Origin of the sequence: Psychrobacter sp. AOP7-A1-24, from assembly GCF_052376235.1 — a bacterium.
Classification (GTDB): domain Bacteria; phylum Pseudomonadota; class Gammaproteobacteria; order Pseudomonadales; family Moraxellaceae; genus Psychrobacter.
In genome coordinates, this window is record NZ_JBQSVM010000072.1 from 1 (window position 1) to 7,195 (window position 7,195).

At 42.4% G+C, this 7,195-nt stretch carries 8 protein-coding genes and 1 pseudogene; 7 read left to right on the forward strand and 2 right to left on the reverse strand.

All coding sequences use genetic code 11. The annotated features are described in order from the left end of the window. Nucleotides 1–309: 309 nt before the first annotated feature. The 7 genes and pseudogenes from ACT3QQ_RS13365 to ACT3QQ_RS13395 all read left to right on the forward strand — a co-directional run. A pseudogene (locus tag ACT3QQ_RS13365) lies at nt 310–450 on the forward strand (excalibur calcium-binding domain-containing protein); the annotation flags it as partial. Between the two features lie 82 nt (nt 451–532). After that, nucleotides 533–952, forward strand: coding sequence for an RNA-binding S4 domain-containing protein (locus tag ACT3QQ_RS13370; protein ID WP_444522726.1), 420 nt, complete (start codon nt 533–535; stop codon nt 950–952). Between the two features lie 205 nt (nt 953–1,157). Beyond that, nucleotides 1,158–1,655 (forward strand): low molecular weight protein-tyrosine-phosphatase, encoded by a 498-nt coding sequence (locus tag ACT3QQ_RS13375; RefSeq protein ID WP_444528369.1) that lies wholly within the window; start codon nt 1,158–1,160, stop codon nt 1,653–1,655. A gap of 306 nt (nt 1,656–1,961) precedes the next feature. Beyond that, nucleotides 1,962–3,002: a UDP-N-acetylmuramate dehydrogenase gene (gene murB, locus ACT3QQ_RS13380; RefSeq protein ID WP_444528374.1), complete on the forward strand. Its 1,041-nt coding sequence runs from the start codon at nt 1,962–1,964 to the stop codon at nt 3,000–3,002. Between the two features lie 49 nt (nt 3,003–3,051). Then, nucleotides 3,052–3,780: a YdcF family protein gene (locus tag ACT3QQ_RS13385; RefSeq protein WP_444528370.1), complete on the forward strand. Its 729-nt coding sequence runs from the start codon at nt 3,052–3,054 to the stop codon at nt 3,778–3,780. A 116-nt stretch (nt 3,781–3,896) separates the two neighbouring features. After that, nucleotides 3,897–4,157 (forward strand): cbb3-type cytochrome oxidase assembly protein CcoS, encoded by a 261-nt coding sequence (gene ccoS, locus ACT3QQ_RS13390; protein WP_444528371.1) that lies wholly within the window; start codon nt 3,897–3,899, stop codon nt 4,155–4,157. Nucleotides 4,158–4,255: 98 nt separating this feature from the next. Next, complete coding sequence (locus ACT3QQ_RS13395; RefSeq protein WP_444528372.1) at nt 4,256–5,155, forward strand: sulfite exporter TauE/SafE family protein; 900 nt, start codon at nt 4,256–4,258, stop codon at nt 5,153–5,155. 107 nt (nt 5,156–5,262) lie between these two features. On the opposite strand, the gene ACT3QQ_RS13400 is transcribed toward ACT3QQ_RS13395, so the two are convergent. Next, nucleotides 5,263–6,417, reverse strand: a complete 1,155-nt coding sequence (locus ACT3QQ_RS13400) for a DEAD/DEAH box helicase (RefSeq protein ID WP_444528373.1) — start codon at nt 6,415–6,417, stop codon at nt 5,263–5,265. 290 nt (nt 6,418–6,707) lie between these two features. Next, nucleotides 6,708–6,923 (reverse strand): cold-shock protein, encoded by a 216-nt coding sequence (locus tag ACT3QQ_RS13405; protein ID WP_444520935.1) that lies wholly within the window; start codon nt 6,921–6,923, stop codon nt 6,708–6,710. Between the last annotated feature and the right edge of the window lie 272 nt (nt 6,924–7,195).

Sequence of the window (7,195 nt, forward strand, 5' to 3'; positions counted from 1 at the left end):
AATTAAAAACTGCCGTTTTCAAATTAATAGTGATTACAAGCTGGCAGGTATGGCACAGTGATAAACAAAGTACTAGTGATATTGATATGTTTGATTTTTTTGCTTATAGGTTATAGAGTCCTTCAACCTAAAAATACGATAAATCAACCTGCAACCAATGCAGCGGCCGATATCGTAACGCAACCTGCGTTTACCTCTACTGATACTGATAACATCGATAATATTGATGGCATAACGCCAACCTACATTGATTTGGGTTCCACATCAGAGTCAGCTATAACTCCAGTATTATCAACACAATCAGCCTCAAGCTTTTCATGTGATGGCAGAACACATTGTTCACAAATGACATCCTGCGCAGAAGCAACTTATTTCACAAACTATTGTCCCAATACAAAAATGGATGGTAACCACGATGGTGTGCCTTGTGAGCAACAGTGGTGCAACTAATTCACCCTCGTAATATCTATTTGCAAATATACAAATCGCCCTAATATATACCTGATATAGAAAAGTAGATATAGAGGATTTTATGAAGAAAGGTACTGATAAAAATCAGGAGCTGGTGAAAATCCGTCTCGATAAATGGCTATGGGCAGCCAGATTTTATCGTACACGCACCCTTGCCAAGCAAGCGATTGAGAGTGGACGTGTACACTATGCTGGTAGCCGTGTAAAAACCAGCAAAGAGATTTCGGTTGGAGATGAGCTAACCATTCGTCAAGGCTCAGCGACCGCAATGACCGAAAAGACGGTCGTTGTTGAGGCGCTATCTGCACAGCGTGGCAATGCAACCGCCGCTGAGGTATTATATTCAGAGACCAAAGAGAGCGAAACGCGTCGTGCTTACTATGCCGAGCAACGCAAACTGGCCAACCTTGCTCGTCCTGATAACAAGCCCAACAAAAAAGAGCGTCGCGATCTACAACGTTTTAAAAGCAATCAAGACTAAATATATCTTACGCTCTCCCCTTGTAGCCATGTATTATATGGCCTCAAGTCCATTGCTAAATGACGCTATTGTTTAGTCTCCACCCTTGCCATTCTAAGCATTAAACGTTACGCTAGCCGCTGATTAAATCAATTGCATGCTAATAAAAGCCGCATTAATAGTGCTGGTCTCTTATAGCATGTTTTTTTTTGTAGAAGGTCATATTATGCTAATGAAAGCCTGTACTCCCTCGTCTGTGTTATTGGTATGTTTAGGGAATATATGCCGCTCTCCTACTGCTGAAGAAGTTTTTCGTCAGCAAGTAGCGATTGCAGGACTATCCATAAAAATAGATTCAGCAGGCACTAGTGATTGGCATGTTGGCAGTGCGCCTGATATGCGTTCGCAGCGTCATGCTAAGTCACACGGCTATAAAATCAACAAGCTGGTCGCGCGTCAAGTCAGTGCCAATGACTTTCGTGATTTTGATTTGATTTTAGCCATGGACGCGCAAAACTTATCTGATCTGCAAGCTATTAAAGATAGCATTACAAACGCAGAAGATAATTTGGCGACATTAGCTCTGTTCAGTGAAGAAGACCCGACATATGGCGGTGATGATGTGCCAGATCCATATAAAGGGGATAACGATGATTTCGAAGAAGTGATCGAGCGTATCGAATCAAGCGCACAAGCTTGGATAGAAAGCTGGAAAGCCTGCTAGCCATACCGTCTATATTTCTGCTACTCTTGCATCCGGTATCCTCTATAATATAGTTAATCCTCTATAAAAGAGCTACAGCGTTAACTTCGCTTGACGTATCACAGTTACGTCTGCACTCAGTTGCCTTGTATCTCTTTTAAATTGAATCAACTATCGCTACCTTATCATTTACTATCCTTTTGCCATATAGGCTATGTTATGACCCAAGCTTCACGCCTTGACCACAGTGCTCAGTCTACCATCACAACTAATGTTTCAGCGACTGCCTTAGTCAATGAGTCAATCGATTTGTCATATGACAATACTATGGCATTGACTTGTGTTACTGACTCTGTAGTGGTACTAGAGAATGAGGTGCAGCTTGACGACTTTATGGCAACTTATATAGAGGATACGGCAGACAAACGACCATTGTTTGTGCTATCTGGTGGTAGTAATGTTTTATTACCTACAGTGTTAAAAGCCATGGTGTTACAGCCAAAAATGCGTGGTATTCATCTGACCAATCAAACCAACGATTATGTTGATATTGAAGTGATGGCTGGTGAGAACTGGCATGACTTGGTCGTACATACGGTCAATCAAGGCTGGTATGGATTAGAAAATCTGGCGCTAATCCCTGGTCTGACTGGCGCGGCACCCATACAAAATATCGGTGCCTATGGTGTACAACTAGAAGACCGCTTACAGTATGTACGCGCCTATCATTTGGCAACACAAACTTGGCACTACTTATCAGCTGCTGATTGCCAATTCGGCTATCGTGACAGTATCTTTAAACGCACGCCAAACACATGGCTTATTAGCCGCGTAGGTTTCAGACTACATACTAATCCCACTAATATTCTAGCCAATTATGGCGATGTACAGACTGTAGCACAGCGTTATGCTGAGCAACGAGGGCACACGCAAGCGACACCTGCTGATGTGATGCAAGCCATTATAGATATTCGACAACAAAAGCTGCCAGACCCAAAACAGCTGCCTAACTGCGGTAGTTTTTTTCAAAACCCTATTATCAGTCAGGAACAGTTCACGGCGCTGCAAGCAACTTATCCAACTATCGTTGGTTATGCGATGCCTGATGCAACGGTAAAAGTCGCCGCGGGCTGGCTCATTGAGCAGGCAGGCTTAAAAGGGAACGGCATTGCACCTATTTTTACGCATAAACAGCAAGCATTGGTACTGACAAACCACAAGCCTCAGCAAGCCACGCAAGACGATGTAGCCATCGCGCAGAAATATATCGCTGCTACCGTCTATGAGAAATTTGCCATTCAATTGTCATGTGAGCCAGTTTGGGTAAATGCTGATGGCTCAATCGGATATGCTGAGCATGTGGCCTAAAAAATCATGGTCTAATCGGCCATTATCTAAACGATTATGGCGATATTACTTGCGGTTTTCTGAACGCATGGTAACGCTTTTTCGCATTATTAATATCACTTTTATACTAGGCTCCACGTCTGTTATCTTATTGATCATTAGCTTATTCACCCCACTGTTTTCGCAATCGATCGTTTATATATTTTCTTTACTACCGCTACCTGATACGCCTTCTGCTGCCATGAGCTCTCCACCTACCGCCTATGTAGTACTAGGCGGCGGTCTGACCAATGACCATAACAACCAAATCATTTTAAATCGTTATAGCCTCAATCGTGCCCGTACCGCTGCAGGCGCTTATCATGACTTACCCTTACCGATCGTACTGAGTGGCGCGGAAGCTCCATGGCTCGGTCAATGGTTGACGGAACACGGTATCGATGGACTAATAAGCGAAAATGCCAGTATGAATACGTGTGAAAATGCCCGTTTTACAGCCAAACGTGTTCCTCTACGTCATGTATATCTGATTACTGATAGCTACCATATGACACGTGCACGTAGGCAATTCGCCTTAAATGGTATCAATAGTACGCCACTCCCTGCGCCACTGCCAGTAAGTCGCGATTGGATAAAGCCAGCCCACAACTTAAGTCATTCACGACGAGCTGTCTATGAAGTCGCCGCCTATCTGCGCGATGTGATACGTCCACAGATGGACTGCCGCCATGCCAATGACGTGACTTCGCAGCAGCTATTGACCCCAAGAGGTAACGCCGCAAAAAACGCTAACGAATAAACGTTAAAGATGCACACCGTACCATTGAGAAACTTATTCTAAATACTATCGTAGCATCCACTATATTCGTGATGGGTGTATAATGATAAGAGACACAGTTATTTGAGAGATTTGCCATGCTCAGTATATTTTTATTAATTCCATTAAGTCTCATGCTGTTTGTGGTTGCTATTTGGGCAGTGCGTTATGCGGTCAAATCAAACCAATTCGAAGACCTAGACAATGCATCACAGCGTATTATATTGGATGACCGTCAAGAACGCCGCCAAACCATGCAGGCTCATGAACGCTCAGCGCCCGACCAGCAGCAAGATAAAACAGCGGGAACTGGTGGAAATAACGATAATTCTGACATAGATAAAGATGCCAAAATCTAATTCTATTTACCTTATAAATGCGTAATTTATTGGTGCTGCTTCATCAAGTTATACAGTACGAGTAGGTTCGCCCTTCAACATTTTTAGGAGACGCATTCATGACCATCGCTTTACTTGTGGCGGCATTACTAATGGGATTCTTTGGTTCACCGCATTGCTTAGGCATGTGTGGTGGTCTTGTGACTGCATTTGGTCTGTCTATGAAAGACGTCAGCCCCGCTAAGCGCCGTGCTTTAGTGGCCACTTACCATTTTGGGCGCTTAACGAGTTACGCATTATTAGGCTTAATCGCAGGGCTTATCGGTATTACCGTATTAAAGCCATTGATGATGGGTAATAGCACACCGCGTATTTTATTAGGACTGGTGCTGGTATTTGTCGGTGTAACGATGCTTGGTGCACCGTTTTTAACCAAACTCGAACGTTTTGGTATGCGCTTTTGGCAATACCTTAGCCCACTGCGTCAAAAGGTATTTCCACTTAATACCTTTCCGCGCGCACTCACAGCAGGTTTGCTTTGGGGCTTCTTACCTTGTGGCTTGGTATATGGTGCTCTACTGATTGCGGTTGTTGCTCATAATCCATTAAGCGGTGCTGCATTAATGTTCGTCTTTGGTCTAGGAACCATACCGATGCTAGTTGCGACGCATGAAACGGTCGGCTGGTTACGTGATAAGATTGGACGTTTTCGCTTGAGACAGTTAAATGGTGCCGTTATGGTAATTTCAGGCTTGGCAGTAGCGGTCGTGCCGATGGTTATGGCAAATATGCATAGTGGGCATGGCGAGATGAATCATGGTAGCCACGCTGCTATGATGTCTGATATGGACTCTCACGACATGGGTCAGATGGATCATGATATGGATATGACAGAAAACATGGATCATAATATGCAAGATATGGACAACCATATGAACCATAGCATGCATGACATGAGTAATGAGTCAATGGACATGAATCACCATGAGCATACCGAAATGATGGAACACGCTCAATAAAGTTGTTCATAACAGATACTATTAAAACTTAGCATATAACAAAGCTCTCAATACCATTTTCGATATTGAGGGCTTTTTTTTATTAAATAACAAACAGTTTATAGCGATTATTCCTGCCACTGCTCAAGCGTAAACTTAGTTTCTAAATGCTTTTCTAATGCTGGTATATTGAATGCATCATCCTCACTCACAAAGCTGATACTAATACCTGTCTGACCCGCACGGCCCGTACGACCAATACGATGTACATAATCATCTGGCTGATCAGGCAAAGTAAAGTTGACTACATGGCTGACATCATCGACATGGATACCGCGCCCTGCTACATCTGTTGCCACCAAGATAGACGCATGACCATCCTTAAATCGCTGTAAGTATTTCTCACGTTTTTGTTGAATGACATCACCTGAGAGCATCACGATATTATGCGCTTGACGCAATTTATGATACAAACGCTTTACTTGGTCTTTACGATTGGCAAAGATGATAACCCTCTCTACTGCTTCATCACTAATGATACGCTGTAAGGCATCTAGCTTTTGATCTTCTGTTAGCAAATAGAAATGCTGATCTACTAGCTCACTGGTTTTATGTTCAGGCTCAATCTCAACAAACTGAGGTTCGTGTAACCAGCGATAGGCCAAATTCATCACATCTTGGTTAAAAGTTGCAGAAAATAATAAGCTTTGACGATCGGTATTGGCGGGCATTCGACCGACTAGGCGCTTGATATCAGGAATGAACCCCATATCTAGCATACGATCTGCTTCATCAAGTACCAATACCTCTACTCTGTCTAGATACACCATGCCTTTATTAGCAAGATCAATTAGACGACCAGGTGTCGCTACCAAGATATCGACGTATTGACGTTCAAGCTCGTGCTGCTGAGTTTCATAGTTAGTGCCGCCCATAATACAAACGCTATGTAGCGAGGTATATTTGGTCAAAGCAATGCAGTCATCAAATATTTGCTGAGCCAGCTCGCGAGTTGGCGCCATGACCACAGCGCGCGGCTCACCAAGATAGCGTTCTTCATCATTGGTAAATGGACGCTTAAGCAAGGCTTCCATAATAGTCAGTAGAAAAGTCGCTGTTTTCCCTGTACCCGTTTGTGCTTGCCCAATAGCATCTTGATTTGCCAGTGTATACGGTAATATCTTTGCTTGAATGGGCGTCAATTCCGTGAAGCCTAGATCACTTACTGCACGCAGGGTCGCTGTTGAAAGTGGCAGATCGGTAAACGTTGTAAAATTGCTCAAAAAAATATCCTTTTAAATAAATTACTTGTCTTTTATTAATTATAAATAGGCTCATAATGAACCTTTATAGTATCAAATGTAGCGTTTAAACCGCAGTCAGTAAGAGTAGCTTTATTAAGTCTGTGGAAAATTATCAGACATATAGACATAAAAAAAGCCAAGCCCAAATTCAATCCTACCAAATATGCTGTAGTTCACTCAACATAGGTAAGATAAGATAGGCTTGACTTTGTAGTATATCAGTAGTTTGTACAGACATTATAACTAAACCGCTTTAATGTCTGAGCAAATTACTCTTCTGTCTTTCTGACTTCTTCAGCTTGCAGACCTTTGTCACCTTCTACTACGCTGAACTCAACTTTTTCGCCATCTTTTAGAGAACGATAGCCATCACCCTGAATCGCGCGGAAATGGACAAAAATATCTTCTCCGCTGTCACGTTGAATGAAACCAAAGCCTTTTGCGTCATTAAACCACTTAACGATACCTTGCTCACGAGCTGACATAATATTACTTCCTAAAAAAGTCCGCTTAGCCCTAGCTTCCTTTGCAACATTGCATATAAACAGGGTCTAAGATTATGAAATCAAAAATTAAGAGTATTACTCTACTTACCATTATCTATGTAGTGCTTTAATTACCTACATAGCGCTTGCATAACGAGTTCACCAAACTCACTTATCGTTATGAAAATTAATGATAGCAACAAACTTGCAATATTTATTGCATAAAAAATATCATAGCACGGGTTTTTAGCAACATAAAGACTTTTAATATG